We start from the raw sequence: 26,768 nt of genomic DNA on the forward strand, positions 1-26,768 counted from the left end.
TGCGGAGAGCCCCTTCTATGTTGCTGTGCGGGGATGGGTACGGGGATGGCGGCGCGGGGGAGCCGCGGGATGCCGGATGCCGGTGGCGGAATGTGCCGTCACGTCGGCCCCTGCGAGCGGTCGGATCGTGCGGGATCCGTGAGGGTGGGGGCGGCGGGACGCGGGATGCCGGCGTTGGGTGCGTACTGGGCGGCCTGCGCGGCGAACATCGCGGCGTACCTCCCCTGTGCGGCGATGAGTTCGTCGTGTGTGCCGTGTTCGGCGAGATGCCCCTCGTTGAGGACATAGATGCGGTCGGCGTGGCGGACCCCGGACATACGGTGGGTGACCAGGACGACGGCCCGGTTCGGGGCGGCGAGCCGGCGGATGCGGTCGAACGCTTCGATCTCGGCTTCGGGATCGAGGGCGGAGGTGGGCTCGTCGACGATGAGGACGCTGTCCGCCTGCGAGGTCGAACTGCGCCAGTGGGTGCGGGCGAGACCGATCTTCTGCCATTCCCCGCCGGAGAGTTCGATGGCTCCGCGGAATATGCGGGCCAGCAGGCTGTGCAGGCCGTTGGGGAGTTTGGCCACGACCGGGCCCGCCCCGGCATAGTCGACGGATGGCTGGAGGTCCTGGGACGCGGCGGCGTGGGCGGGGCGGCCGAGGCGAATGTTCATCGCGGCGGTCACGGGCCAGCGCTCGAAATCCTGAGTCAGCAGGGAAACCCGTTCGAAGAGCTGCGGGCGGTCCAGGCCGATGATGTCCGCCTCGCCCCAGCGCAGCGTGCCGGCCTGGGGCAGCAGCAAGCCCGACAGGAGTTTCATGAGGGTGCTCTTGCCGGAGCCGTTCTCACCGACCACGGCGGTCACCGACCCCATCGGCAAGGTGAGCGACACCCCGTCCAGGGCAGCCGTGTCACGGTCGGGGTAGCGGTACGTGACGTGGTCGAGGACGACCTCCTTGATCCGCTCGGGTACCGGATCGCCGCCCTCGGGGATGGTGCGCTGTGCCGCCTGCGCCAGGAATCGGCCGTGGTCGCGGACGTAAAGGGACTCCTCGTGCAGTTGGTTGACGTTCATCACCAGCACGCCCAGGCTCGCCGACCCGGTCCGCACCGCGATCACGGTGGTACCGGCGATGGCGAGACTCATGTGCCCGGCCGTGATCAGCCCGAACATCGCCCCGTACGTCGCTGCCATGGCCAGGCCGGACAGAGCGGAGGCGACCCATTCGGTGAGGGCCTTGCTGGAGGCGAGGCGTTCCTGTTCGGCTTCGGCGCTCTCGGCCATCCGCTGATAACGGCTGAGGAGGAAGGCGCCGACGGCGTGCAGGCGGACCTCCTGGGCGGCGGTGCGCTCCGTGAGCAGATTGCCGATGAGCCTGCTGGCCCGCGCATGCTCGATCCAGCCCATCACCGACACGTACCGCTCCTGCGCCACGCGCATGGCGCCCCAGCCGCGCGGCGCGGCGATGAGGAGCAACATGGGCAGCAGGACAGGGTGAAGCACGGCGAGGACACCGGCCGTCGTGATCAGGGAGATGAAGCCGTTCAATGCGGCCACACAGGCGCCGATCATGCGCCGGGCGGGGGCAGGGCCGTACTGGGCGATGTCCACGAGCCGCCGGAAGTCGGGGTCGTCGATGGCTTCCAGCTCGACGGCGGCGGCAGCGGCCAGATACTGGGTGGTGGCGATCCGCTCGACCATCGGCTCCAGGCGCCCGGCCCGGTAGGTGGACCACGCGGACAGGGCGGAGTTGACGACACCGACGGCCGCGGCGGCCAACAACCCGGGCAGCAGGGCGTGCATCCGCTCGGCAGCGTCGCCGGTTCCGGCGAGCAGGGCGTGCATGACGGCGTTGATGGCCAGGAGCCCGACAGCGGCAGCGATGCCCTGGCCGATCTCGCTGACCCCCACGACGAGCAGCGCCCGCCGATCGGCGCTCCACGCCAGACGCAGCGTGGTGCCGACGAGCGCGGGCATGGAACGCAGCGCGGACATCATGGTCAGGTCCAGGCCCGCGTGTTCGTGACGGGACCAGCCCATGTCGTAGCGCAGCGGCCCCCCGAACAACTCCTCCTCGGCATCCGACACCTTGGGCTCGGCCATCCGTACAGGACCGAAGAACCTCTTCACCGACACCCTCCCGCGACAGAGTCCGTCATGCCGGGCACCCCGCATCCGATCGTGTCCCGACGGTCAGGAACGCGGGGCGGCGGGCGGCGCGGCGGGCGGTCGTGTCCGAGGGGACCGCGGTGTTTTCGAACGCAGGGTGAACGAGTTCGGGGCGGTGTAAGGGATGCATGAAGGCTCCTCGGGGTGGGCGGGATGCGGACAGGTGATCGGATAACGGGGGTTCACCTGTCACCGTCACGGGTGCGCGGGGGCGAAATCCAGAACCCTATTCCGCATACCGGGCGCTCTCCTTGCATGGCCGGGTGCGGCTTGCTGTGATGCTGTGTTCGATCACTCATGTGGGTTGCGGTACCTCTCCCGGGGGATTGCACGTCCCGGGGCGGCAGTGAGCGGCGAGCCGACGTCGGCGAGTTCGACGGAAACGAGTGCGCGGAGGCGGCGAGGTGGTCCTTTACGCCTACGGGCCGCCCGGACGCCGACGCACTCTTCGCAGTCATGGCACCCGTCTCCCACACCGGGGTGGGGGGCGCCCGTGTCCCAGAGGTAAGGGGGAACACGGGCGCCCCTGAGGTGTGTCAGCCGAGCCGGTCGGCTACCTGCTTGCGCAGGGCGGGGAGCATTTCGTAGAGCTTGCCGCCTGGGCAGGCGGTCACGTTCACGTCCCTGTGGCTGGAGATGACGGGTACGTCGAGCACGGTGCCCGCCGGGTGCGGGTTGGTGCCGCCTCCGCCGGCCGAGACGAGCTGTGTGGAGCCTTCCGGCTGCAGTTGGTACTGGCCGCCCTTCCAGGCGAGCAGGTCGGCCAGGCTCCTGACCATGGCTTTGCTCGGCTCCGGGTCGGGGCCTGTGTCTTCGCCGCCTTCACTGTTGTTGGGTTCGAAGTTGCCGAGCGCGGCGACGCCGAAGGTGTTGGTGTTGAATCCGGACGCGTGGCCGCCGAGGATGCCGGGGATCGCGGTGCCGGGCCGCATCTCGATGGAGCCCTTGCGGCCTTCCCAGATGCCGCCGAAGCGGTCGACGACGAAGTGGTAGGGGAAGTCGCCGTAGCCGAGGACCAGAATGTGCTGGACGTAGATGCCGTTGATGATCTGCGGCACCTGCTCGGGGGTGTAGGAGTTGTTGCCCGTCACGGTGTGGTGGACGAGGGCCGCCTTGATCGAGGGCTGGGTCTTGTACCCGGGATCGGCCAGCTTCTCGTCCGCGCCCCAGTCCTTGCGCAGCTTCACGTCGGGCTGTTCGGCGGCCTGCGCGGTCTGCAGGGCCTGCGCGGTCTGCGGCAGGCGGTCCGGGGAAGCGAGGGCCGGGCTCTGGAGCGGGTCGATGAACGACAGCCGCAGGTCCTGCGGCAGGCTGCCCTTCGGGGACGTGAAGCGGACCTCCGCCCCGTCCGCGTCGTCGGTGTAGAAGGCGGGCGCGCCGGCCCGCTTCGCCTCCTCGGCCACACCTTCCTCAAGCTCCAGAGGTACGTCCTGCCACGGCTCCCAGGAACCGTTGCGGTGGATGCGTGTCTGGGCGGTCAGTCCGCTGTCGACGGCGGACTCCTTCTTCCAGCTGAGGCCGATCGACGAGAAGTGCTCCCCGATGATCTCACCGGTGGAGAACACCTTCCCGGTCAGTGATGTGGCGACTTTCGCCGACAGGGCGCCGGAGGGTGTGCCGTTGCTGTCGGTGAGGGTGGTCTCTTCGACCGGAGTGGAGTCCGGTGCCGCCGCTTCAACTGTCGCTGGTCCCGCGGCGGCGGCCCCTGCGGCGGCGAGGGGCGCCGTCAGTGACACCACACCGAGAGCGACGGCCGGCATTGTCTTACGTAAACGCATGAACTTCCCTGTGTTGTCATCCTGCCTCAGTCCGCGGCACGAGGGGCGCGACGTGGCAACCGGCCGGTGTCGCACGGGACTTGCACGTCTGAGGGCCTCGGCTCATCCTACGAGCGGAGATTCCGTCGACCGCTCAGAGGCTCCGCCGACATAAGGATCGGACGTGTGTCCCGCCCACCCCACCCCTCGTCACGTCAGTCTCGCTGAAGTCCCTGGTCGACTGCGCCTTCCGGGGTCGACTGCACCTTCCGGGTAGCCGAAACGTTCGCAGAGTGCCACCAGCGCTGCTCGGCACGGGCCGTCCAGCCGCAGCGCGTGGCGTTTGACCGCGCGCAGGAAGAGCCGGAAACCGAGGTCGGCGCACGCCCCGGTGATCACCTGCTCCAGCGCCGGCACCAGAGGGGCGGGCAGCGGTAGCGGGTTGAACACCTCCCCTTCCTCGTGCGCCCGCGTCAGCGCGGCGGCCACCGGGGCCATCGCTCTGTGCACCGCCGTGCACAGCGACGTGTCTGTCACGGGGTCGGCCGGGGGCGGGGTGAAGCCGGGGTCACGGTGGTATTCCGCCGCGAGCCAGGCTGATTCGATCCGCTCCAGCCACTCCCGCGCTCCGACCTGCTGCTTGGCCGGGTCGAACGCGTGGTCGGTTGAGCCGACCCAGGCTGTGCGGATCGTGTCGTCCGTGAGGCCGGAGTCCAGTAGCCGGCGTACGTCACGGCCGAGTTGCAGGGACGCCGGGTGGCCGAACTCCCTGACCGACCGTTCGGTGATCAGGAGCATGGCCGGGAGCGGCCCCCGCTCGATGAGGCAGTCCATTTCCGCAGGAGGCAGATCCGCCAGCTCATCGCACTGCTCGGAGAGCAAGGTGAGGCCGGTCTCGTATGTCATGTCTGCTCCTGGAGTGTGGCGGCGGAGCCGGTGAGCAAGTAGCTGAGTTCGGGACAGTCACCGCTCCCGGACCGTGTAGGTCAGGTGCGTCACCCTTGGGGAGCGCTCCGCGCGGACCTGCTCCAGGGCCACACGGCTCGCGTCCACGCCCTCGAACAGGCGGATTCCGGAGCCGAACAGCACGGGCGCCAGCGCGATCGAGAACTCGTCGATCAGGCCCGCGTTCACGTACTCCAGAATCGTCGCGCCGCCACCCGCGATGCGGACGTCCCGGTCGCCGGCCGCCTGGCGGGCCTGGTCGAGCGCGGGCTCGATGCCGTCGTTGACGAAGTGGAAGGTGGTTCCACCCGGCCGCTCCCAGGGGTCACGCTTCTCGTGCGTCACGACGAAGACCGGCGTATGGAACGGCGCATCCTCCGGCCACGCCTGCTCGCCGAGGTCGAACATGCGCTTGCCCATCACGCTCGCGCCGGTGCGCTCGAACGTCTCCCGCGCGATGTCGTTGTCGCGACCTTCCTCGCCTCCCGCGCCGAGCTTCAGGTTCTCCTGGAAGAACCGCTGCGGGAAAATCCACTGCTGCAACTCCATCCACTGCGCCGTCCAGCGCCGCCGGTCCGGGTCATCGACGCGTTCCTCGGGCGCGATGAACCCGTCCAGCGACATCGTCGCGCTGAAGAACACTTTTCCGGCCATCAGTCCTCCGCTCCCTTCCGGACGATCTCGGTGACGTAGGCAGCCAGGTTGCTCAGGGTCTGCCGGCCGCCCTCGATCGCGTGGTACTTCTCCACGGCCTCGTCGCGCAGTTCCTTGGTGGGGAACACCGTCCGCATCTCGATCCGGGTCGCCGCGCCGTCGGGCGCGAACGTGAGGACCGACTCGAACGTGTTCGGGTCGTCGTGGGACTCACCGTGGAGCAACGCGATCCGCTCCGGTGGGGCGATCTCGGTCCAGGAGATCCACTCCTGGTAGTCCGTCCCGTCCGGTCCGTGCATCACGAAGTCCCACGCCCCGCCGACGCGGAACGCGAACGCCCGCGTGGTGGTGGTGAACCCCTCCGGTCCCCACCACTGCGACAGGTGCCGCACTTCGGTGAACGCCTCGAAGACCAGCTCCCGTGGCGCACTGATCGCCCGGGAGATCACGATCTCGCGGTCGGCCGTCGCTGACTGCGCCGACGCGTTCCGTCCTGTCGTTGCCATCGGTCACTCCTCCTGTTTTGCCTGCTTGAGGTCCTGCACGTACTCGTCGAGCCGGTCGAAGCTCTCGTTCCAGAACCGCTCGAACCCGCCCGTCCACTCGTGGACCGGTCGCAGCCCGCGGGCGTCAAGGCCGTACAGGCGCTGCTTGCCTGCCTTGCGGTCCCGCACCAGCCCGACCTCCCGGAGGACCCGAAGGTGTTTGGACGCCCCCGGCTGGGTCATCCCCAGTTCCTGGGCCAACTCGGTCACCGGCCGCTCACCCGCCCGCAGCAGTAGCAGGATCTCCCGCCGCTGCGGCTCGGCGATCGCGTTGAAGACGTCCGACGTCGTCGCTGCTCGTGCCATGAATCCATCGTATGCCGATATCGGCATACGTCAAGCCGGGGAGATCGGGAGGAGAGATCGGCCGGGGAAGTCAGGCGGGCTGCGGTGCCCTGAGGTGGCATTGACAGCCGACGGGATCAGGGTCACGGTGAGGGTTCTCCTGTGACCCGAGGCCGGAGGTTGTCCCTTGCCCGGTTCGTCTGCACCTCGTTCTGACACCGACTTCGTCGATCGCGTACGGGGGCTCCAACCGCTCATCCGCTCGCACGCGGCGCGTGCGGAGCAGCAGCGGCGGGTGTCGGGTGAGGTCGTCGAGGCGCTCACGGGCGCCGGGATCCATCGCATGAACATCCCTCGCCACTACGGCGGTTACCAGACCTCGCTGCGGACTCAGGTCGACGCGCTGAGCACGGTCTCCGCGGCGTGCGGGTCCGCCGGGTTCATGGCGTTGATCCAGGCCGGGTGCGCGTTCATCGCGGCCCTGTTCCCCGACGAGGCCCAGGACGAGATCTTCACCCGTGCGGAGGTACGGGTCGGTGGCACGCTCATCCCGAGTTCGAAGGCCGTTCTGGTGGACGGCGGCTACCGCGTGAGCGGAAAGTCGCCCTTCGCGACGGGCTGTCAGGACGCCGACTGGCATCTGCTGACCGCGATGGCCGACACCGGGGAAGGCCCGCCGGAGGCGCTGTGGCTGGCGATCCCCATGACCGAACTCCAAGTGCTGGACGACTGGAACGTGTCCGGTCTGGCCGGGAGTGGCAGCAACACCGTCGTCGCCAAGGATGTCCACGTACCCGCCCGTCGCGTGCTGCGGGTGGGGCCGTTGCTGGAAGGCGTGTCTCCGTCGCAGCGCAACAGCACCGACCCCTTCTACAGCATGCCGGTACTGCTGCTCTTCTGTGCCTGGGCGGCGGCGAACGCCCTCGGTCTGGCGCGGGCGGCCCTGACGGAGTTCGGGGAGCGCATCCATCAGCGGGGCATCACGTACACCTTCTACGAGCGCCAGCACGAGGCCCCGGTGACGCATCTCCAGTTCGCCGAGGCCGAGATGAAGGTCTCCTCGGCGGAGTTGCTCGCCGCCGACGTCGTGGGGTCGATGGAGTCCAAGGCGGCCAATGGAGAGCCGTACACGACGGAGGAGAGGGCCCGGATCAGAGGGCAGTGCGGCTATCTGGCGCGGTTGTGCAAGGAGGCCGGCGACCTGATCGGCTCCGCTTCGGGTGCCTCGTCCCTGCACCGGGACGTGCCGATCCAGCGGATCGTGCGTGACCTCAACGCCCTGAACCTGCACTCCTTCGTCAACCCCGCCGCCAACCTGGAGCTGTACGGCAGAGTGCTGTCGGGCCTCGACGCCGGTACGCCGTTCCTCTAGGAGTGCTTCAGAGTTACGGGGGCGGGCCCAGGAGCGTCGAAGGCATCACCTCTACCTCAGGCTGCGTCGGGCGGGTTGGTGGGGCCGAGGGCGATCGGAACCCTTCAGCGGGCCAGTCGAGAAGGCGTGGCGCGCCCGCACCGTCCGCCCAACGAGCCTCACTGTCAGCGCTCTGTGTCATGATGCCGACGCGTCACAGGGGAGTGGGCCGCGGTCCACTGATTGCCGGGGGTAGGGGATGGGTGCGGGTACGGAGCCGGATGGCTCGTCCAGGTCCGACGAGGAGTGGGAGCGGTTTCTGCGCGAGTCGGTGGCGGGTGCCGCCGACGCGCCCAAGGAGCCGTCGGCGCGGGCCCGCGACGTGGCCAAACGGCTGCGCGCGGAGCCGGGCCGCGGCCGGGAGGGCTGGCGCAGTTACACGCCCGCGCGGCCCAAGCGGCGCACGGGCTGGTACGTGGTCGGGCTGCTGGCCTCGCTGGTGCTGCTGGTGGTGGCGCTCGCGCCGGGGCGGATAGTGGATCTGTTCGCCGGCGCCGACTCCCCGCCTCTGTCGGCCGAGACCACCCGCCCGAGCCAGGCACCCTCGGCGGAGGCGGCCCAACGCCCCACCATGGACGAGCCGTTCCGCGGTTCACCCGCGGCGCGCTGGGCGACCGGAGCGGCGGGGATCGCCGTGCCGAAGGCCGGGGCGGTCGGCTGGATGAGCGCGGCCGAGGTCGAGCGGGCCCTCGCCCGCAGTCGGGACTTCCTCGTCGCGTCCGGCCTGGACGGCGGGGTACTGCGGGGCGAGCGCCCCGAGGAGGCGATCGCACTGATCAACCCGCACCAGAAGGACGTCCAAGGCCTCCTGAAAACCGCTTTCCGAACCCCGAGCGAGAAGAACGACCCCCTCCTCCTCTTCAGCCGCTTCCAGACCTCCCGCACTCACCTGGTCGGCGACGTCGTGAAGACCCGGGGCCGGCTCACTTACCAGGAGGGCGAGCGCGGCGCCCTCCAGGTGACCGCCGACGTCACCTTCGTCTACCCGGTCACCCGCGCGGAAGCGGGCGCCGACGACGAAATCGTGCGCACGATCGTCCGGCGCGAACTGGTCCTGAGCTGGGACGACCCCGAGAAGGTGATCACCGAGCCGGGCACGTTCTCGATCGTGTCGTACAAGTACGACATGACCAACGGCGGCTGCGGCGCCCCCACGGGCTACTTCACCCCGCCCTTCGACACGGACCACCGGACAGACGAGGCCGGCACGGAGGTCGACCCGTACGACCGCAGCGCGCCGGTCGGGGAGGGCGGGTCCTCCGGTGCCGAGTGCGGGAGGGCGACGCGGTCCTAGGCCGTCGTGGACAAGGGGAGGGCGATACGCGGCGCCGGGGGAGGGCGAGCGGCTCGCGGTCCGCCGCTGCGGTTACCCCACGTTCGCCCCCGTCCGACGAGTTGTCAGAACCCGATCGCCTCGCGCAGCAGCAGGACGGTGCAGCGTCCCGGGTACGGCTCCGCATTGAGGACGAGCAGCTTGTTGATCGCGCTCGGCTGTCCGTAGGCGGCCAGGGAGCGCTTGTTCTCCAGCGGGAGCGAGTGCTCCTCGACGCGGCGCAGTGCGGCGCGCAGGTCGGGCACCACCTTCTGTGCCCCGATGATCCAGATCGCGTGCCCCGCGCCGCCGGACGAGGCCGGCAGTTGGCTGCCGCTGCCGGAAGCGATGACCAGCGAGCCGGTCTCGGTAACGGCCGCGACGCTGGCGACGCAGACGTCAGGTGTGGCCACGAGTCGGCGTATCTCGTCGAACTCGGTGGCGCGGTCCATCGTCAGCACACGCGGCCGGATGGCCTCGTAGTGGTCGCCCGCCTCGATGTCCTGCGCGATGCCGGAGAGCCGAAGCGTCTCGCTGGCCCCGGTGAACACGCTCGCGCCCTCCGGGATCAGTTCCTTGATACGGGTGCGGGCGGCGCTCGCGTGGTCGAGCAGTTCGGCGGTGAAGCCGTTCGCCCGCAGTGCCGTGATCGCCCGGTCGAGCCGCTCGGCGGACGCCGGCGCGGCGAACTCGTCCGTCGCCGTCGCCGTCCCCGTAGCAGTCTCGCCCGCCTGACCGCCGCTGTGCACGGGGCCGTTCACGCCGGGCGCCGAACCTCCCAGCGGGGTCGTGTCGATATACCTGATCTCGTAGACCCGCTCGGCGAACCTCCAGCCCTCTGCGGTGCGCCGGTAGGTGTCGTGGTAGATGGCGAAGTTCATGCCCTCGATGCCGTCGAGGGTGCGTGCGATCTCCTGCATATAGGTGCGCCCGGTGGCGGTGTCGCCTTCGATCCGGATCGTGCCGGGGTGGCTGTTCTGCACGAAGAAGTCCCACCGGCTCTGCAGGCGTTCCGCCCCGGTCCGGATCTCCTCCCGACCGACCAGCTCGATCGGGATGTCGGGCATGCGCAGTACCCCATCAGCGGTGAACAGTGCGGCGAGACGCGGGCGGTCGCGCATCATCACCGCGTCGGTGAACTCACCGCGCAACGCCTCGATCTCGACGCGGTCGGCGACTTCCTGAAAGTCGTTCATGCTGCACTCCCTGCCCGGTGAACGGTGTACTCGTCTTCACCGGTCCGACAATCCAGCTCTGCGGAATGTGAGGCGAGGCACCGACCTCACATTCCGCCACGCTGATTTGTCGTATCGGAGAGGGCACGTGAACGAGGGAACCGGAGAGCGCATGACCACCCCATCCGAGCAGGCGGGCGAGCAGGCGGTAGGGCCGGCAGACGACCGGACCGCCGAGCACCAGGACCCTGGTCTGAGCGCGATCATGAGTGAGCGGCGGCAACTGCTCAATCTCGCCTACCGCATGCTCGGGTCGCTGGCCGACGCCGAGGACATCGTCCAGGAGGCCTACACCCGCTGGTACGCGATGTCCCGGGCGGAACAGGAGGCCATTGCGTCCCCGGGCGCCTGGCTGGCGAAAGTGGCCAGCCGTATCTGTCTGAACGTGCTCGGTTCGGCGCGCGCCCGCCGGGTGACCTACGTCGGCGAATGGGTCCCGGAGCCGTTGCCCGACATGACCGAGTGGATCGCCGGTGCGGCGGGTGGTGCGGGCGTGGACCCGGCCGACCGGATCACCCTCGACGAGTCGGTGTCCATGGCCTTCCTGGTCGTGTTCGAGTCGATGACCCCGGCCGAACGGGTCGCGTTCGTGCTGCACGATGTGTTCCGCTTCCCGTTCGCCGAGGTGGCCGAGATCGTCGGCCGAAGCCCGGCTGCCTGCCGCCAGCTCGCCTCATCGGCGCGTCGGCGCATCGCCGGCGCGCGGGCCGTGGCGAGACCGGACGCGGCCGGTCAAGCCGACGTCGTGCGCCGGTTCAAGGCGGCCTTCGAGGCGCAGGACTTCACGGCGATGATCGGTCTGCTCGATCCGGAGGCCACGGCGATCTCCGACGGCGGCGGGCGCGCCATCGCCCATCTGCTGCCGATCGAGGGCGCCGAACACATCGCGCGCCTCTACCTGACGGTCGCCCGGTTGGCGCCGCCCCGGAACATGCTGGAACGCTCGGTCAACGGGCTGCCCGGCCTGGTGATCGAGTCCGGGGGCGAGATCGAGACGGTGTTCGCGTTCGAGGTCGCCGACGACCGGATCAGGCGCATCTGGGCGGTGCGCAACCCCGAGAAGCTCCGCCGGTGGCGGGTGGCCTAGGGCCTCTCGTTTGGATCAGGCCGGGCTCGCGGGCCCTGGCACCGCACCTCGCCGCGTTGTCGTCGGTCGCCAGGGCGCCGCCCTGACTCCCTCCTCCGCCTTGCGATGCACGGCACCAGACCCCGCTCCCTGATCCGGCCTGATCCAAACGAAAGACCCTAGCTCGACTCCGTCGGGGATCTTGAGGGTGCCGGTCAGCCGGCGAGGATGGTGGAGGTCGGTCGGCGAGGGCAGGACGGCTCTGGTGAACACGGTCCACCTGGCCGGCGGAACACGTCCACCTGCCCGGCCAGGTGGCGCGAGGCCAGGACACTGGCAGATCGTCCTGTGCCTACGCCGTCGCCCTCACCTCCGTGCCCAGTTCGCGTCGGGCGCGGGCGGCGGCGCCGACCGGGACGGCGTCGGAGGCCAGCGATGCCTGGACCAGGCGGACCGGGTGGCCGCTGACCGGGGGGTCGACCGCGAGGGCGGACAGGATGGCGGGCTCCAGCAGGGACCAGGCGCGGCTGACGCCGCCGCCGACGACCACGGTGGTGAGGTCGACGATGCCCGCCGTGACGACGATCGCGTGGGCGATGCCCGCTCCCGCGGCGCGGAACACCGCGAGAGCGTTCTCGTCGCCATGGGCGGCGGCCTCGGCGACTTCACGGGCGGTGAGGTGGCGGCCGGTGCGGTCGGCGTAACGCGCCCCGATGGAGCGGCCGGAGGCCAATGTCTCCAGGTGGCCCCGGCCGCCGCAGGAGCAGGGCAGGTCACCGAAGCCGGGGATGTGCCCGATCTCGCCGGCCGCGCCGTGCGGACCCGTGTACAGGGCGCCGTTCGTCCACAGGGCGCCGCCGACGCCGGTCCCCAGGGTCATGCCGAGGACATCCGCCTCGCCGCGCACCGCTCCGCCGTAGACCTCACCGTAGAGAAAGGCGTTGACGTCGTTGTCCAGGAAGGCCGGAACACCGAGGGCCTCCTCGACGGCGGCGGTGACCGCGAAGCCGGCCCAGCCGCGGAAGGAGTCGCTGGCGACCAGGATGCGGCCGTTCGCGGAGTCCACCACCCCGGCGGCGCCGATTCCGGCGCCCACCAGGCGGCCCGGGGTGCGGGCCAGTAGCGGGGCGAGCGCGGCGAGCGCGGCGCCGACCATGGCCCGGCCGCCCTCAAGCGCCGGGGTGGCGGTCTCCGCGCTGTCGAGGACGGTCAGGTCGTCCGAGCAGACCACCACCTGGGTGGTGGTGCCGCCGATGTCGATGCCGGCGAACAGCGGCCGGAGGGTGGTGGGAATGACCGGGTCCTGTGGGGTGTGGGGGGAGGGAAGAGGCCGGGTCACGCCTGGGCCTCCGTACGGCCGGCCGCGAGGGTGGCCAGGCGTTCGGCCCTGCGGCCCCGCTGCACCACCGGGTCGGGCACCGGCACCGCGGCCAGCAAGCGGCGTGTGTAGTCGGTCTCCGGACGCAGCAGGGTCGTCCCGGTGGGGCCCTGCTCCTCGATGCGGCCGGCGCGCATCACGACGACGCGCTGCGCGAAGTGCTGCACGACGGCGAGGTCATGGGAGACGAACAGGCAGGCGAAGCCGAGTTCGCCCTGGAGTTCGGTGATGACCTCCAGGACTGCTTCCTGCACACTCACGTCGAGCGCGCTGGTGGGCTCGTCGGCGACCAGCAGCCGGGGCTCCAGGATCAAGGCTCGGGCCAGGCTGACCCGCTGGCGCTGTCCGCCGGAGAGTTCGCGGGGCGCGCGCCGGGCGAGTTCGCGGGGCAGCCGGACCCGGTCGAGGACGGCGGCGACCTTTGCCTGCCGGTCTTTGGCGGACAGGTCGCGACGGTGCACGCGGAGGGGTTCGGCGACGCATTCGCCGACGGTCATCCGGGCGTCGAGGGAGGCCACCGGGTCCTGGAGGACGACACCGATGCCGGCCCGCAGGGCGCGGCGGGCCCTGGCGCGGGTGCGGCCGAAGTCGGTACCGAACAGGGAGACGGCGCCGGAGGTGGGCGGGATCAGGCCGAGCGCGACCCGGGCGGCGGTGGACTTGCCGGAGCCGGACTCGCCGACCAGTCCGAGCGTCTCCGCCGGGCCGACCTGGAACGACACGCCGTCGAGGGCGCGTACGGCGGCCTTGCCCCGGCCGAACACCACGTCGATGTCACGTAGTTCGACCACTGCCTCGCCCTCGGGGCGGCCGGGCCCGGCAGGCGAGGCCGACGGCTCGGCCACGGAACGGTCCGTCCGGGCCGGCACGGACGCGGCAAGCCGCCCTGTGCCTTCCGCGGCCTCGGCGACGGACAGCCGGGGCACGGCGGCCAGCAGACGCCGGGTGTAGTCGTGGGACGGGCGCAGCAGGACGTCCTCGACCGATCCGGTCTCCACGATCTCGCCGTGGTACATGACGGCGACCCGGTCCGCGAAGTCGGCGACGACGCCCATGTTGTGGGTGACGAGCAGCACGCCGGTGCCGGTCTCGACGGCGAGCCGGCGCAGCAGGTCGAGTATCTCGGCCTGCACGGTCACGTCGAGGGCGGTGGTCGGCTCGTCGGCGATGAGCAGGCCGGGCTTGTTGGCGATGGCCATGGCGATGACGACCCGCTGGCGCTGTCCGCCGGAGAGCTGGAACGGGTAGGCGTGGGCGCGCTTCTCCGGTTCGGGGATGCCGACCCTGCGCAGCAGTTCGACGGCCTCGGCGGTGGCGTCCTTGGCGGACACCTCGCGGTGGTTGCGGATCACCTCGCTGATCTGCTTCCCGATCCGGGTGAGCGGGTCGAGCGCGGTGGCCGGCTCCTGGAACACCATGGAGACGGTCCTGCCGCGCAGCGCCGCGAGGCCGTTCTCCGGGGCGCCGACGATCTGGGTGCCGGCGATGACGGCGCTGCCGGTGACGCGGGCGTTCCCGGCGAGCAGGCCCATGGCGGCCAGCGCGATCGTCGACTTGCCGGAGCCGGACTCGCCGACCAGGGCCAGTGTCTCGCCCGGCCGGACCTGCAGCGACACGCCCTTGACGGCGGGTACGTCGCCGGTCTCGGTGGTGAAGACGACGCCGAGGTCGTGGAGTTCGAGGATCGGGCCGGATGCCGCGGTGCGGGCGGCGGAGCCCTTGGTGGTGGCGGTCATCCGCGTCCCCTCACATCGAAAGCGTCGCGGAGTCCGTCCCCGATCGCGTTGAACGCCCACACCACGAGGATGATGGCGAGGCCGGGCGGCAGGATGAGCCACCAGTAGCCGGAGTAGGCGGCGGTGAGACCGGCGGAGAGCATGCCGCCCCAGTCGGTCTGCGGTGGCCGGACTCCCATGCCCAGATAGGACACATAGGCGACCAGCAGGATGGCGTCGGCGATCTGGAAGGTCGCCGCGACGATGATGGTGGAGACGGAGTTCGGCAGGACGTGACGCAGGATCGCGCGGGCGTGCGTGCCGCCGGTGGCGCGCAGAGTCAGCACGTAGTCCCGGTTCTTCAGGGTCAGCGTCTCGGCGCGGACCAGCCGGGACGGCACCAGCCAGGACACCAGGCCCAGGATGACGACGAGACCCGACAGACCCGGCGTGGTGATGGCGGAGACCACCAGCAGGATGAACAGCGCGGGGATGGCGATGCCGGCGTCGACGATCCGCATCATCACGGCGTCGATCCAGCCGCCCGCGTAACCGGCGGCGGCGCCCCACAGAGTGCCGATGACGGTGGCGAGGACGCCCGCGGCGAGGCCGACGATCAGGGAGACCTTGCCGCCGTACATCAACCGGCCCAGCTCGTCGTGGCCGACGGCGTCGGTGCCGAGCCAGTGCGCGCCGCTGGGGGCGAGGTTGACCTGCTGGAGCATGGTGTGGGTCTGGTCGGTGGAGTACACCAGCGGACCGGCGAAGCAGAACAGGAAGAAGAAGACCACGACGGCGAGTCCGACGACGGCCAGCTTGTTGCGCAGGAAGCGGCGGACGGCGAGCCGTGTGCCGGAGGCCTCACGCGGCGGGACGGCCTTCGCCGGCGCCGTGTCCGGCTGGATGGCGGCGCTCATGCCCGACCTGCCTTCACTCGGGGGTCGATGATCCGCTGGACGATGTCCGCGAGCAGGGTGCCGACGACAGTCGCGACGGCGATCACCAGGACACAGCCCAGCAGGACCGGGTAGTCGGAGGACTGCGCCGCGGTCCAGAACAGCAGCCCCATGCCGGGGTAGTTGAAGAGCTGCTCGACGACCAGGGCACCGCCGAAGAGCACCGGCACGTAGTAGCCGAGCATGGCGACCACAGGCGTGAGCGAGTTGCGGAACACATGCCGCCACAGGATCGCGCGGGCACGGGAGCCGCCCGCCCTGGCGGTGCGGACATAGTCCTCGGAGAGGTTCTCCAGGGTGGCCGCCCGCATGTAGCGGCTGAACACCGCGACCATGGAGGCCGCGCCCGCGGCCACCGGCAGTACCAGGGCCTGCGGTTCGGACAGCACCTGGCCCAGTGTCTCGCCCTGCGGAGCCTGCGACGGGAACCATGCCAGCCCCTGGCTGAAGACCAGTACCAGGATCAGCCCGAGGAAGTACACGGGCGTGGAGTAGGCGATGAAGCTCAGCGTGGTGATGACGTAGTCCACCGGCTTGTTGCGGCGCACGGCCTGCCACATGCCCATCGGGATGGCGAGGGCGAGGCCGACGAGAGCCGACAGCACGGTGAGGACCAAGGTCTTCGGCAGCCGCTCGGTGATGAGCTGGGAGACCGGCTCATTGAGGGTGTACGAGGTCCCGAGGTCCCCGTGCAGCAGTTGGCCGAGGTAGTAGAAGTACTGCACGGGCAGAGGCTTGTCGAGGCCCTGTTCCTGGTTGAAGTGGGCGATCTGCTGTGCGGTGGCCTGCGGCCCGAGGATCCCGCGCGCGGGGCCTCCGGGCAGGGCGTGCAGCAGACCGAAGACGACGATCGTCACGATGACGATCACCGCGACGGCCTGCAGCACGCGCCTGATCAGATACGAGGAAGTGGTCATGTGTTTTCCGGTCGCTTCGGTGTGGACGGACGACTCCGCAGGCCCGCGCGGGCACCGACCGGGCCTACTTGGTCCACTTCCACATGGCGGGGTGGAAGTTGGCGAGGGAGTCCTGGGCGAAGCCGCCGAGGCCGTCCTTGACCACGGAGATCTGGTAGTCGGGCTCCGGCAGCCAGATCACGGGGAGGTCCTTGGCGAGCGCGGCGCTGTACTTCTGCACCGCCTCGTTCGAGGAGGACGTGGTGGTCTCGGTGATCAGCTTGTCGACCTCGGCATTGGAGTAGTTGCCGAAGTTGGAGCCGCCGCCGGTGGCGAAGAGCGAGTCACCGCTCGGGTAGGCGGGGAAGTACCAACTGCCGGCGGTGCCGAAGAAGGAAAGCTGCCACTTGCAGGACTCGTCGGGGGTGCACTGACCGGACTGCGACAGGACGGAGTTGACCGGGGCGGTCTTGATGCCGAACTTGATGCCGGTCTTCGCGAACGACGACTGCAGCGCGCTCATCATGTTGTCGGTCACGGTCGAGCCGGACTGGGACAGCACCTGCATCTCGAACTTGGTGCCCTTGTCGACGCCCGCGCCGCACTGGTTGTCGCCGGTGCCGGGGTCGGCGCACACCATGGTGCCGCCCTGCTCGGTCCAACCGTGGTCGGTGAGCAGCTTCTTCGCCTTGGCCGTGTCGAACGGGTACGGATTGTTCTTCTGCTCCGGGGAGACGAAGGACGATTCCTGGCCCTGCGGGACGGGGCCGTAGGTGGGGATGGCCGTGCCGTTGAAGACGACCTTGGAGAGGGTGGTCTGGTCCACCGACATCTGGATCGCCTGGCGGGCGTACAACTGCTTGAACACCGGGCCCATGGCGGGGTTGTTGAAGTTGTACGGCATGTAGGTGATCGCCCAGCCGGTCCACGGCTTCACCGAGTAGCCCTTGGCCTTGAAGGACGACTCCTGGCTCAGGTCGGTGGCGTTGATGTAGCCGTAGTCGACGGTGCCGGCGCGGAGGGCGTTCTTCTCGGCGTCGGCCGTGGTGAACGGCAGCAGATTGACGTTCTTGATGTTGGCCTTGCCGCCGCCGTCGTACTTCGCGTTGGCGGTCAGCTCGACCTTGCCCGCGGTGGAGAACGACTTGATGGTGTACGGGCCGCTGACCGTCTTCCACAACGGATCGGTCGCGTAGCCGGAGATCTTCTTGGCGGCGTTGTTCAGGTACGTCCAGACCTTCTTGGCACCGGCTGCGGTGCGGTCCAGGTCGGAGACGGCGCCGGAGTCGCTGGTCTTGTCCCAGACGTGCTGCGGCATCGTGCGGATCATGCTCAGCTCGTTGGCGAGCATCCACTCCTGGTTGTACGCCTTGTCGAACGTGATCGTGAAGTGCGTGGCGTCGGTCGTCTTGAAGGAGGTCCAGTTGTCCGGCGCCTTACCCGGGCTATAGCTTGCCCAGTCCGCCTTGTTGGCCTTGACCAGGTTGAACCAGAACTCCACGTCCCGTGAGGTGATCTGCTTGCCGTCGCTCCAGTGACGATCGCCGAGGGTGATCGTCACGCTCTTGCTGTCAGCGGCGAACTTCGCGTCGGTGGCCAGCGAGTTGTTCTTGTTCCATCCGACCTTGCCGGTGGAACCGTCGTACGCGATCAGCGGCTCCCAGACGGCCTGGGATATGGAGGAGTTGTTGGTGTTCAGGTGCGAGGCGGTGCCGACCGGGAGGATCCAGTTCGGCGTGAAGTTCGCCGGGAGGGCGTAGTTGATGGTGTCCGACGACGCCGAGCCGGACGAGGTACCCCCGCCGGAACAGCCGGTGAGCAGCGCGCCGGTGGTGACAGCGGCACCCGCGACGAGGGCCCAGCGGCGGCCGGCCGCCGTGTGAGCAAGGAACATGACTCTCCTCAGAGTGAAAGGACCCGCATACGTCCCGGGAGACCGGGTCGGCGCCGCGAGGTCGGTGCTGCGTACGGCGACAGTCAACGACGGACGTGGCGAACAAACAAACAAGAATTAGTAAAAAGTAAGGTTCTGTGATCTCGAAAAAGTCACAACCCTCCACTCCAGGCGCCTAGGAAGGTGTCTATGTGTCAGTTTGGGGTGATTTTGTCTGCGTCGACACTCTCCAATTTCTCCATGAAGCTGTTCCCCGCCCGTCCGGACGGGCGTACTGTCTCCGTCACACCCACCGTTGCGGAAGTTACTTCGTACATGACTGAAATAAGTGCACGGGACCGCAAGACCGCCAAGGGCGTGTCCCCGAAGGGCTCGACCACCCTCGCCATGCGGGTCCTCGAACTCGTCGCCTCGGGCCAGGCGTCGTCGCGCGCCGAACTCGCGGAACTCCTTGGCACGGCCGCCTCGACCATCTCCCTCACCGTGGCTCAGTTGGTCGAGCGCGGACTCATCGCCGAGGAGGGCACCCAGTCCTCCACCGGCGGTCGCCCCCGCAGGGTCCTCAGGGCGGGCAGCAACGACGAGTACGCCGTCGCCGCCGACGTCGGCGGTCGCCACGCCCGGATCGGTGTGGTCCTCCCGGGCGGCGGCGTCCGTGACGTGTCCAACGTCCCGTTCGAGGTCGCCGACGGTCCCGAAGCCGCCCTGCCGAGGCTCGTCGAACACCTGGAGACCCTCGCCGAGCAGCATGGACGCGACCGCCTCCGCGGCGTCGGGCTCTCCCTGCCCGGACCGGTGGACGTCGCCGCCGGCGCCGTCGTCCTGCCGTCCCGGATGCAGGGGTGGAACCGCTTCCCGGTGGCCGCTTGGCTGGAGGAGCGCTTCGGGGTTCCGGTCGCCGTCGACAACGACGCCAACTGCATGGTGGTCGGTGAACAGAGCGTCAGGCCCGCCGAGCACCGGCAGTCGATCATGGTGAAGATCGGCTCGGCGATCGGTGCCGGCGTCATCGCCGACGGCCGCCTCCACCGGGGCGCCACCGGAGCCGCCGGCGACATCACCCACATCCGCATCGACGGCGGCGCCGACATCCCCTGCTCCTGCGGCAACACCGGCTGCCTGGAGACGGTGGCGTCCGGCGCCGCGCTCGTCCGCATCCTGCGCGAACGCGGTCTCGACGTCGCCAGCCCCGAGGACGTGGTACGGCTCGCCACCGACGCCGACCCCGAAGCCACCCGCGCCGTCCGCAGGGCCGGCGACCACCTGGGCCAGGTGCTCGCCGCGAACGTCAACTTCTTCAACCCGGACGCCGTCTACCTCGGCGGCATCCTCTCCACCCTCGAACCGTTCGTCGCCGCGGTGCGCAGCAAGCTCTACGAGAGCTGCCACCCGCTGGTGACCGAACACCTCATCATCGAGCGGGCCAGCCTCGGCGCCGACGCCGGACTGGTCGGCGCCGGACTCTTCGCCCTGCAACGAGCCCTGACCCGTGCCCTCGGCGACATCGGCCACGCCACCCCCGGCGCCGACCGGCAGCACACCGCCACAGGCCGCGGAAGGCTCTGACGCCACTGCAAAAAGCCTGCCAGCCGCAGAAATTACTCCGTGCGCGCACGGCGCATCAGCCAACGAAGTCCGCGGCACGCCCCCCGTGGCGTGCCGCGGAACGAGCCTCACGTACCACACACCGTCCGAGGAGCCATGTCGCACACCCGTACCCCCGCCGCCAGCCCCGTCATCGCCGTGGCCGGGCTCGGCATCGAGTCCTCCACCTTCTCCCCGGCCCGCACCGAAGCCCCCGCCTTCCACCCCTCGCGGGGCGCCGAGATCTTCGACCGGTACCCCTTCCTCGCCCCCGGCGAGGAACTGCGCGAGGCCGCCGAATGGCACGGCGCTCTGGTCGGCAAGTCGCTGCCCGGCGGCACCGTCACCGCCGCCGCCTGGACCGCGCTCACCGACGAACTCATCGAACGCCTCGCCGCGCTGCCCGAGTTGGACGGCCTCTGGTACGACATCCACGGGGCCATGACCGTGGAGGGGATCGACGACGCCGAGGCCGTGCTGCTGGAGCGGATCCGCGCCACCGTCGGCCCCGACGTGATCGTCTCCACCTCGATGGACCTGCACGGCAACGTCTCCCGCGAACTCGCCCACCGCAGCGACCTGATCACCTGCTACCGGATGGCCCCGCACGAGGACCACATGGAGACCAAGGAGCGCGCCGTCCGCAACCTGGTCGACCTGTTGGCGTCCGGCGCCCCCCGCCCGGTCAAGGCGTGGGTGCCGGTCCCGGTGCTGCTCGCCGGCGAGCAGACCTCCACCCGGATCGAACCCGCGAAGAGCGTGTACGCGGCGGTCGACGAAGTTGAGGCCGCCGACGGCGTGACGGACGCCGCCATCTGGGTGGGTTACGCCTGGGCCGACGAACCCCGCAACCGCGCGGTCGTCGTCGTCACCGGCGACGACACGGCGGCGGTCTCGGCCGGTGCCGAACGACTCGCCCGGGGCTTCTGGAACGCCCGCCACGACTTCGAGTTCGTCGCCCCGACCGGTACCTACGACGAACTCCTCGACGAGGCCCTCGCCTCCGACCGGCGGCCATACTTCATCAGCGACACCGGCGACAACCCCACCGCGGGCGGCGCCGGTGACGTCACCTGGGGTCTGACCCGGCTGCTGGAGCGCCCCGAATTCCAGAAGGAGGACGGACCGACCGTCATCTACGCCTCGGTACCCGGCCCCGCCGCGATCGAGACCGCCGTCGCCGCCGGAGTCGGCGCCACCGTCACCGTCACCGCCGGCGCCGAGGTCGACGACCGGCACGCCGGCCCCGTCACCCTCACCGGCGTGGTCCACGCGATCCGGCACGGCGACCGGGACGCCGAGACCGAGGTCGTCATCCGGGTCGGCAGCGTGTACGCGATCCTCACCAGGCTGCGCAAGCCGTACCACCACGAGCACGACTTCACCGACCTCGACCTCGCCCCGCGCTCCGCCGACCTCGTGATCGTCAAGATCGGCTACCTGGAGCCCGAACTGTTCGACATGTCTGTCGGCTGGAAGATGGCCCTCACCCCCGGCGGTGTCGACCAGGACCTGGTGCGCCTCGGCCACCGCCGCGTCCGCCGGCCGATGTTCCCCTTCGACCGCGACATGGCCGCCCCGGACCTGACAGCCCGTATCATCCCGGCCTCCCACCAGCCGCTCACCGGGGACGACGAATGACCGACCACACCACCCGGCCCCCCGGCCCGGCCGAACCGGGCCGCCGGCCCGCACTGGAGATCGCCGTCACGTCGCCGGCCGGCGCCCGTGTCGCCCTCGACCACGGAGCCGATCGCGTCGAACTCTGCACCGGCCTGGAACTGGGCGGTCTGACCCCGTCCGCCGCCCTCGTCGAGGCGGTCGCCGCCGTGGGCCTCCCGGTGCAGGTCCTGGTCCGCTGTCGGCCGGGCGACTTCGTCCACGACGCCGACGAGATCGCCCTGATGGTCGCCGAGGTGCGGTCCGTGATCGCCTCCGGCGCCTCCGGCGTCGTGGTCGGCGCGCTCACCGCCGACGGCGGCCTCGACACCGACGCGGTCACCCGCCTCGCGGCGGCGGCCCATGACGCGGGGCGCCCCGTCGACGTGACCCTGCACCGCGCGATCGACTTGTCCGCGGACCCGGTCGCCACCGCCGCGCTGTTGCCCGCCCTGGGGCTCACCCGGGTGCTCACCTCCGGCGGCGCTCCGACAGCCGGAGAGGGAATCGCCGCACTCGCCGCCATGGTCGAGGCCGCGCCCGGCGTGCAGGTGATGGCGGGCGGCGGGGTGCGCACCGCGGACATCCCGGCCCTGACCGCCGCCGGTGTCGCCGCCGTCCACCTCTCCGCGAAGCGCCGCGCCGCACCCCGGCGCGGGGGTGCATGGATCCCCCTCGGTGCGTCCAGCGCCTCCGCCGAGCAGGACACGCACTTCGTCACCGACCCGGCGGTGGTCGCCGAAGCCAGGAGAATGCTGGAACTACGAGCAACCGGCTCAACCCTCTCAACCCTTTCAACCGGCTCAACCATCTCAACCGGCTGACCGGCCTCGCACGAAGCGGTGCGGTCATGTGTCGTCCCTGGTGACGGGGCGTCAATTGGCCGATGGGTGGTTGCGGCCTGTGGCGGAGACCAAGCCCGTCTCATAGGCGAAGACGACCAACTGGGCCCGGTCATGGGCGTGGAGCTTGGCCAACAGCCGTCCCACATGCGTCTTGACGGTCGCGACGCTCAGCCCGAGATGTTCGGCGATCATGCGGTTGGGCAGGCCCCGGGCCACCAGGCGGAGCACTTCCCGCTCTCTTGGTGTCACGCCCGACAACTCCTGGGCGAGTCGCGGGCGTGGCTCGTGGCGTCCGGCGAACTCACGGATCAGACGTCGGGTGACCGTGGGCGCGAGCAGCGCGTCGCCGGAGGCTACCACCCGCAGAGCAGTCAGCAGATCGGCGGGGAGGATGTCCTTCAGGAGGAATCCACTGGCCCCGCCACGGAGCGCCGCGTACACGTACTCGTCCAGATCGAACGTGGTCAGCACCAGCACACGGGTGCCGGCGGCGGCCGGGTCCGCGCAGATGCGCCGGGTGGCCTCCAGGCCGTCCGTGCTCGGCATCCGGATGTCCATCAGCACGACGTCGGGCCGCAGTCGCAGCGCGAGATCCACGGCCTCGTCGCCGCTGACGGCCTCGCCCGCCACCGTGAGGTCCGGCACGCTCTCGATGAGCAGCCGGAAGCCCGTCCGCAACAGCGCCTGGTCATCGGCGAGAAGGACCCGGATCGGCTGGTTCACCGGACTGTCTCCGGTTCGCAGGACAGCCGGGCGTGCACCCGGAAGCCGCCCGTCGCAAGAGGACCGGCGGACAGGACCCCACCGCACATGGCCGCCCGTTCCCGCATCCCGATGAGCCCGTGTCCGCCGCCGGGCCGCCGTCCGGGGAGCCGGGGCGGCGCGTCGTTGACGATCTCGATCTCGACGGCTTCGGGGCCCGTCCGGGACAGGGTCACCCGGCAGTCCGCCGATCCCGCGTGCTTGACCACATTGGTGAGGGCCTCCTGAACGATCCGGTAGACCGTCAGTTCCACACCCGGGGGGAGCGGCGGATCCGGGTCGACGGACAGTTCCACGCGCGGGCCCGCGCCGCCCGCGAGCGCGAACAGGTCCGCCAGACCGGGCGCGGTTCCCAATTCGGTGCCGTCCCAGGGGGTGCGCAGGACTTCGAGCATGCGTCGCATCTCGGTGAGCGCTGTCCGCCCCGCGGTCCCGACGAGTGCGAGCGTCCGCTCGGCTTCCTGCGGGTTGGTGGAGGTCACCGCGCGGGCGATCTCGGCCCGTACCGTGATGACGGTCAGATGGTGGGCCACGACGTCGTGGAGTTCCCGGGCGATCCGCAGGCGCTCGTCCGCCACGGCCTGCCGGGCCGCGAGTTCCGCGTACGACCGCTGCTCTCTCAGCGCGGTGCCGACCAGCCACGGCAGGGTCATCAGCAGCGACGCGAAGGCGATGCCCGACGCGACCTCGGGCGCCGGGACGGGCCGTGGGACGAGGATCAGGGCCGCCGCGACGGCGCCCAGCGAACAGCCCAGCGCCGTCGCGGAACGGCGCCGCGGTTCCTTCGCCGCCACCGTGTACAGGGCGACCCCGACGGGGAGCCACGACTCCTCCCAGCCGGTCAGCGCCAGGGCGCAGACCGCTCCGGCCAGGACGGTGTACAGCACCGGGACGGGCCACCGGCGCCGCACCGCGACCGGCAGCCAGACCGCCGCCGCCACGGCCACCGCGTCCCAGCCGCCCCGCATCTCGCTCACGCCGAACGCCAGGGCGAGCAGCACGGCCGCGACCGTGTCCACGCCGTGCCAGTGGCCCCTCCGCAGACGCCCGGCCAGCAGCGGCCGTGACTCACCGTCGTCCATGACGGCGACGCTATCGATGCGGGGGGCCGGGACAGGTCAGCCCGGAGGACGTCATCTCAGGGGCTGAGTCATCCGCGCGGTTGATACCCGTCGTACCCTCCTGGGCTGACCCCCGATTCCTGCCCGCGGACGAAGCCGCCCGGCCCACCGGCCGGAACAGTGGAGCGCATGAACCGCAGAACACTTCTGACCTCGTACGCCGGGCTGATCACCGCCGCCGCCATCCCGGGCCCGCTCGCTTCGGCGGCCGTCGCGAGACCACGGACGGGTGTCGCGACACCACGGACGGCCGTCGCGACACCACAGGGGGAGGAACCCGTGCGGTTCCAACTGCCCTCCCCGAGCGGCCCGTACCCGCTGGGCACGGTCTCGTTCCACCTGGCCGACACCACACGGTCGGACCCCTGGATGCCCTCCCGCCCCTGCCGCGAGTTGATGATCAGCATCTGGTACCCCGCTCGCGGCGGGCCGGACCGTCCCGCCGTTCCCTGGATGCCGCCGGCGGCTGCCGACCGGTATCTGAGCTTCCTCGGTGTGCCTCCCGGCCGGGTGCGGCTGGGACGCACCCATGCGCACGAGGGCGCTCCCGTCGGCGGGCCGCCGGGCCCCCTGCCCGTCGTGCTCTACTCTCCCGGCGCGAACGCGTCACGCTCGTTCGGCACCGGCATCGTGGAAGACCTCGCCGGCCACGGCTATCTGGTGGTCACCGTCGACCACACCTACGACGCGGCAGTGGTCGAATTCCCCGGTGGCCGGGTCGAAATGAATCCGGCGGGCGGAATCAGCGACTACGCCAAGGCCCTCTCGGTCCGCACCGCCGACATCCGGTTCGTCCTCGACCGGCTCGCCGTGCTCCGGTCGGGCGGGCGCCCCGGCGTCTGCCGCACCCCACTGCCCAGGGGCCTGCCCGGAGCGCTCGACCTGCGGCGCGTCGGAATGCTCGGCCACTCCCTGGGCGGAGCCACCACCGCTGCCACGATGCTCACCGACGGGCGGATCACGGCGGGAGCGAGCCTGGACGGAGGCGCGGCGGGCCCCGTGGTGGACACCGGGCTCGACCGCCCGTTCCTGGTCGTGGACGCCCCGGGGAAGGGCGGCATGGAGAACAATCCCGCCCTGCGCGCGTTCTGGTCGCGTCTGCGCGGCTGGCGGCTCTGCCTCACCGTGCGGGGAGCCGCGCACCAGTCGTTCGGCGACGACGTACTGATCCTCCCGCTGCTCGCCCCTCTCCTGGGCATGTCCCCGCACGACCTGGAGGGAGACGTCGGGACCATTCCCCGGCACCGCGCGCAGGCGTTCCAACGCGCCTACCCACGGGCCTTCTTCGACCTGCACCTGCGCGACCGGGGGCGACTGCTCGACGGGCCTTCCCCCGACTTCCCGGAGGTCACCCACACCAGGTGAAGGACTGACGAGCGCACCGGAGGCGGGCGGCTGTCGACCATGTGCGAAGGGCGGTCCGCCGTCCGGCGCAGCCGTTCGGCCCGATCGGCGACTCCCTCACTTCGCGTCGTAATACAGCCGGAGGAAGTCCTCCATCGCCGCGTCGACGCCCTCGCGGTCACCGGTGGCGAGCAGATCGAGGAGCAGACCGCGGACGGTGGCGAGCCCCAGTCTGGCGCGGTTGCGGGCCACGGTGGGGTCCGTCCCCGTGGCGACCTCGGCGGCCACGAGCGGCTCCAGCCAGTCGTACACGAGCCCTTCGAGGACCGGGGTGGCCTCGGGACGGCCCCGCAGCGCCTGCCCGTAGATTTCGAAGAAGAGCCGCTCGTGACCGGCCAGCCGAGGGTCCGTCAGCTGCTGCCAGAGGAGACGCGCGGCATCGACGGGGGAGAGACCGGGCTCCAGCCGCAGCCGGGACAGCACATCGCGCTGGCGCTGCTCCGACGTCCGGACGATCTCGGCGAGCAGGTGTTCCTTGGAGCCGAAATAGTGGATCAGCATGCGGTGACTGACGCCGATCGCGGCGCCCAGGCCACGCAGGCTCAGGTCTGCGATGCCGTGTGCCACGACGTGGTCGACGGCCGCGTTCACCAATTGAGCGCGCCGACCCCCGTCCCTGCCGGGCCCTGCCTCGCCGTCAGTCTCCGAGCCGACCATGTTCACCACCTCACGAGCGTACCAACTGGTACATGCTGTGTGTACCGTGTGGTACATGAAGCCTGTCACCGTGTCGATCGACGTACCGCAGACGCCCGAGCGGGTCTACGACTTCCTTGATGTCATGGCTCACCATGAGCGATTCACCAACCACTACCTGACCAACTGGCGCTACGGCGGCCCCGGCCGCGGCATCGGATCGTGTGCCACCGTCACAGCCGCGCTGGGCGGCACGACGACCGACGTCACCATCGAGGTCGTCGAGGCAGACCCACCGCAGCGCATCGTCGAACGGAACGTCAGCGCGGCCGGCCGACGCCTGGCCCACGGCACCTACACCATCGAGCCCCTGCCAACTGGCGGGAGTCACGTCTCGTTCACGTACGCCTGGTCCCACACCCCGCTCGCCGACCGCCTGCTGACACCCGTCGTCCGCGCCACGATACGACGCGCCAACCGGACGGTCATGCGGCGCCTTGCCACCGAACTGGCTCGGAACTGACCTGCCGGCGACGGCTGCGGGACTCAACT

General features: G+C 70.4%; 23 protein-coding genes. 8 read left to right on the forward strand and 15 right to left on the reverse strand.

The features are described from left to right. Positions 1–98 precede the first annotated feature (98 nt). From ACIQNU_RS18275 to ACIQNU_RS18300, 6 genes are all read right to left on the reverse strand, one after another. Positions 99–2,117, reverse strand: a complete 2,019-nt coding sequence (locus ACIQNU_RS18275; protein ID WP_401367055.1) for an ATP-binding cassette domain-containing protein — start codon at positions 2,115–2,117, stop codon at positions 99–101. Between the two features lie 575 nt (positions 2,118–2,692). Beyond that, a complete protein-coding gene (locus ACIQNU_RS18280; protein WP_401367057.1) occupies positions 2,693–3,916 on the reverse strand; it encodes an N-acetylmuramoyl-L-alanine amidase in 1,224 nt (407 codons plus the stop codon). A gap of 207 nt (positions 3,917–4,123) precedes the next feature. Continuing rightward, positions 4,124–4,819, reverse strand: a complete 696-nt coding sequence (locus ACIQNU_RS18285) for a hypothetical protein (protein WP_401367058.1) — start codon at positions 4,817–4,819, stop codon at positions 4,124–4,126. Between the two features lie 57 nt (positions 4,820–4,876). After that, positions 4,877–5,512 (reverse strand): dihydrofolate reductase family protein, encoded by a 636-nt coding sequence (locus ACIQNU_RS18290; RefSeq protein WP_401367060.1) that lies wholly within the window; start codon positions 5,510–5,512, stop codon positions 4,877–4,879. After that, entirely contained in the window at positions 5,512–6,018 is a 507-nt protein-coding gene (locus ACIQNU_RS18295) for an SRPBCC family protein (protein WP_401367062.1), read from the reverse strand. The genes ACIQNU_RS18290 and ACIQNU_RS18295 overlap by 1 nt, the downstream gene beginning before the upstream one ends. Positions 6,019–6,021: 3 nt before the next feature. After that, the gene (locus ACIQNU_RS18300) at positions 6,022–6,363 is read right to left on the reverse strand and encodes a helix-turn-helix transcriptional regulator (RefSeq protein WP_283521182.1); all 342 of its coding nucleotides are present in this window, start codon (positions 6,361–6,363) and stop codon (positions 6,022–6,024) included. A gap of 166 nt (positions 6,364–6,529) precedes the next feature. On the opposite strand from ACIQNU_RS18300, the gene ACIQNU_RS18305 reads away from it, so the two are divergent. Together ACIQNU_RS18305 and ACIQNU_RS18310 are read left to right on the forward strand one after the other, a co-directional pair. Continuing rightward, complete coding sequence (locus ACIQNU_RS18305) at positions 6,530–7,714, forward strand: acyl-CoA dehydrogenase family protein (protein WP_401367064.1); 1,185 nt, start codon at positions 6,530–6,532, stop codon at positions 7,712–7,714. A gap of 238 nt (positions 7,715–7,952) precedes the next feature. Beyond that, on the forward strand, positions 7,953–9,047 hold the full coding sequence (locus ACIQNU_RS18310) for a hypothetical protein (RefSeq protein ID WP_401367065.1): 1,095 nt from the start codon (positions 7,953–7,955) through the stop codon (positions 9,045–9,047). A gap of 104 nt (positions 9,048–9,151) precedes the next feature. Here ACIQNU_RS18310 and ACIQNU_RS18315 read toward each other — a convergent pair whose 3' ends face one another. Continuing rightward, positions 9,152–10,261 carry an LUD domain-containing protein gene (locus ACIQNU_RS18315; protein WP_401367066.1) on the reverse strand — a complete coding sequence of 370 codons (1,110 nt, stop codon included), beginning with the start codon at positions 10,259–10,261 and terminating at the stop codon, positions 9,152–9,154. A gap of 151 nt (positions 10,262–10,412) precedes the next feature. Between ACIQNU_RS18315 and sigJ the strand changes: the two genes are divergently transcribed. Further along, positions 10,413–11,387 carry an RNA polymerase sigma factor SigJ gene (gene sigJ / locus ACIQNU_RS18320; protein ID WP_401367068.1) on the forward strand — a complete coding sequence of 325 codons (975 nt, stop codon included), beginning with the start codon at positions 10,413–10,415 and terminating at the stop codon, positions 11,385–11,387. A 331-nt stretch (positions 11,388–11,718) separates the two neighbouring features. Here the strand turns inward: sigJ and ACIQNU_RS18325 are convergent, their stop codons facing one another. From ACIQNU_RS18325 to ACIQNU_RS18345, 5 genes are all read right to left on the reverse strand, one after another. After that, the gene (locus ACIQNU_RS18325; protein WP_401367128.1) at positions 11,719–12,639 is read right to left on the reverse strand and encodes an ROK family protein; all 921 of its coding nucleotides are present in this window, start codon (positions 12,637–12,639) and stop codon (positions 11,719–11,721) included. 62 nt (positions 12,640–12,701) lie between these two features. Further along, positions 12,702–14,480, reverse strand: coding sequence for a dipeptide ABC transporter ATP-binding protein (locus tag ACIQNU_RS18330; RefSeq protein WP_401367069.1), 1,779 nt, complete (start codon positions 14,478–14,480; stop codon positions 12,702–12,704). Then, positions 14,477–15,376 carry an ABC transporter permease gene (locus ACIQNU_RS18335; protein ID WP_401367070.1) on the reverse strand — a complete coding sequence of 300 codons (900 nt, stop codon included), beginning with the start codon at positions 15,374–15,376 and terminating at the stop codon, positions 14,477–14,479. Before ACIQNU_RS18335 ends, ACIQNU_RS18330 begins: the two co-directional genes overlap by 4 nt. Then, the gene (locus ACIQNU_RS18340; protein WP_401367072.1) at positions 15,373–16,332 is read right to left on the reverse strand and encodes an ABC transporter permease; all 960 of its coding nucleotides are present in this window, start codon (positions 16,330–16,332) and stop codon (positions 15,373–15,375) included. The genes ACIQNU_RS18335 and ACIQNU_RS18340 overlap by 4 nt, the downstream gene beginning before the upstream one ends. A gap of 64 nt (positions 16,333–16,396) precedes the next feature. After that, the gene (locus tag ACIQNU_RS18345) at positions 16,397–18,205 is read right to left on the reverse strand and encodes a peptide ABC transporter substrate-binding protein (protein WP_401367074.1); all 1,809 of its coding nucleotides are present in this window, start codon (positions 18,203–18,205) and stop codon (positions 16,397–16,399) included. Positions 18,206–18,520: 315 nt separating this feature from the next. Here ACIQNU_RS18345 and ACIQNU_RS18350 point away from each other — a divergent pair, with 315 nt between their 5' ends. From ACIQNU_RS18350 to ACIQNU_RS18360, 3 genes are all read left to right on the forward strand, one after another. After that, positions 18,521–19,771, forward strand: coding sequence for an ROK family protein (locus tag ACIQNU_RS18350; RefSeq protein ID WP_401367076.1), 1,251 nt, complete (start codon positions 18,521–18,523; stop codon positions 19,769–19,771). A 135-nt stretch (positions 19,772–19,906) separates the two neighbouring features. Next, positions 19,907–21,430: a M81 family metallopeptidase gene (locus ACIQNU_RS18355; protein ID WP_401367078.1), complete on the forward strand. Its 1,524-nt coding sequence runs from the start codon at positions 19,907–19,909 to the stop codon at positions 21,428–21,430. Continuing rightward, entirely contained in the window at positions 21,427–22,272 is an 846-nt protein-coding gene (locus ACIQNU_RS18360) for a copper homeostasis protein CutC (protein ID WP_401367079.1), read from the forward strand. Before ACIQNU_RS18355 ends, ACIQNU_RS18360 begins: the two co-directional genes overlap by 4 nt. 51 nt (positions 22,273–22,323) lie before the next feature. Here the strand turns inward: ACIQNU_RS18360 and ACIQNU_RS18365 are convergent, their stop codons facing one another. Both ACIQNU_RS18365 and ACIQNU_RS18370 read right to left on the reverse strand, forming a co-directional pair. Beyond that, positions 22,324–23,016, reverse strand: a complete 693-nt coding sequence (locus ACIQNU_RS18365) for a response regulator (RefSeq protein WP_401367081.1) — start codon at positions 23,014–23,016, stop codon at positions 22,324–22,326. Beyond that, a complete protein-coding gene (locus ACIQNU_RS18370) occupies positions 23,013–24,137 on the reverse strand; it encodes a sensor histidine kinase (RefSeq protein ID WP_401367083.1) in 1,125 nt (374 codons plus the stop codon). The genes ACIQNU_RS18365 and ACIQNU_RS18370 overlap by 4 nt, the downstream gene beginning before the upstream one ends. Before the next feature lie 168 nt (positions 24,138–24,305). On the opposite strand from ACIQNU_RS18370, the gene ACIQNU_RS18375 reads away from it, so the two are divergent. Continuing rightward, entirely contained in the window at positions 24,306–25,541 is a 1,236-nt protein-coding gene (locus tag ACIQNU_RS18375; RefSeq protein ID WP_401367085.1) for an alpha/beta hydrolase family protein, read from the forward strand. Between the two features lie 96 nt (positions 25,542–25,637). On the opposite strand, the gene ACIQNU_RS18380 is transcribed toward ACIQNU_RS18375, so the two are convergent. Beyond that, the gene (locus ACIQNU_RS18380) at positions 25,638–26,237 is read right to left on the reverse strand and encodes a TetR/AcrR family transcriptional regulator (protein ID WP_401367131.1); all 600 of its coding nucleotides are present in this window, start codon (positions 26,235–26,237) and stop codon (positions 25,638–25,640) included. A 55-nt stretch (positions 26,238–26,292) separates the two neighbouring features. Between ACIQNU_RS18380 and ACIQNU_RS18385 the strand changes: the two genes are divergently transcribed. After that, the gene (locus ACIQNU_RS18385) at positions 26,293–26,739 is read left to right on the forward strand and encodes an SRPBCC family protein (protein WP_401367087.1); all 447 of its coding nucleotides are present in this window, start codon (positions 26,293–26,295) and stop codon (positions 26,737–26,739) included. Positions 26,740–26,768: the final 29 nt, after the last annotated feature.

The sequence above is a fragment of the Streptomyces sp. NPDC091292 genome, from assembly GCF_044757265.1.
GTDB lineage: Bacteria > Actinomycetota > Actinomycetes > Streptomycetales > Streptomycetaceae > Streptomyces.